Annotated in this window: 1 protein-coding gene; it reads right to left on the bottom strand. The window is 70.5% G+C overall.

Translation table 11 applies throughout. The features are described from left to right. On the bottom strand, positions 1-557 hold a 557-nt coding region (locus DXD77_RS10250; protein ID WP_147325456.1), incomplete at its 3' end, for a helix-turn-helix domain-containing protein. Between the last annotated feature and the right edge of the window lie 118 nt (positions 558-675).

Here is a 675-nt window from a genome sequence, read left to right as displayed (position 1 = left end):
GTCATGCCGTCGTAGCCCGCCGAGACCCAGCGGTAGATGGTCGACGGCGACAGGTCCACCGGGCCGCCGTTGCGCGCCGCCATCTGCTCGGGCGACAGCCCCCGGCGCAGACAGTCCCTTATCGCCTCCAGCCTGGCCGCCGCGGCGGGCTCGTCGGCGTCTATCCCACGCCTGGACGAGACGAGGACCGAGTCGGCGCACAGCTGCGCGGCCCGGGCCTCGTAGAAGACGTGGGGGCGGCGCTTGCAGCCGATCGCGCGGTACCGCCCGCACCCGTTGCAGCTGCGCGGCCACGCGGCCAGGCGCGGGCAGGCCGCCGACAGGTCGGCGGAGGCGTCCACGCGCTCGCCGCGCCTGGCCTTCGGCGCCGTCACGAACCTGTGCGACGCCACCTCGGCGCTCACCGTCGAGGGCGACCTGCCCAGCTCCCTCGCGATCTCCCTGCATGACGCCCTGCGCTCCAGCATCCTCTGGATCGTGTCCCGCTCGTGCCTCGTGAGCCTTCCGTAGGCCCTCGGGACCGCCCTTGCGGAGCCCCTTTTCTTCTTTCCGGACATGCCGTCCTCCGATCTCCCGGGGCCGGCCGATCCGGCCCTCAGGGTATCGGGTTCCCACATTCATCCGTACATGTACGGATGAATGTGGGAGGTGTTCGGATAAAGTCGATAATCAAGG

It is taken from the genome of Collinsella sp. TM09-10AT (assembly GCF_003436275.1).
In the GTDB taxonomy this organism is placed as follows: domain Bacteria; phylum Actinomycetota; class Coriobacteriia; order Coriobacteriales; family Coriobacteriaceae; genus Collinsella.
Note: the sequence above shows the minus strand (reverse complement) of the source record. Positions and strands in the feature narration are given on the sequence as shown.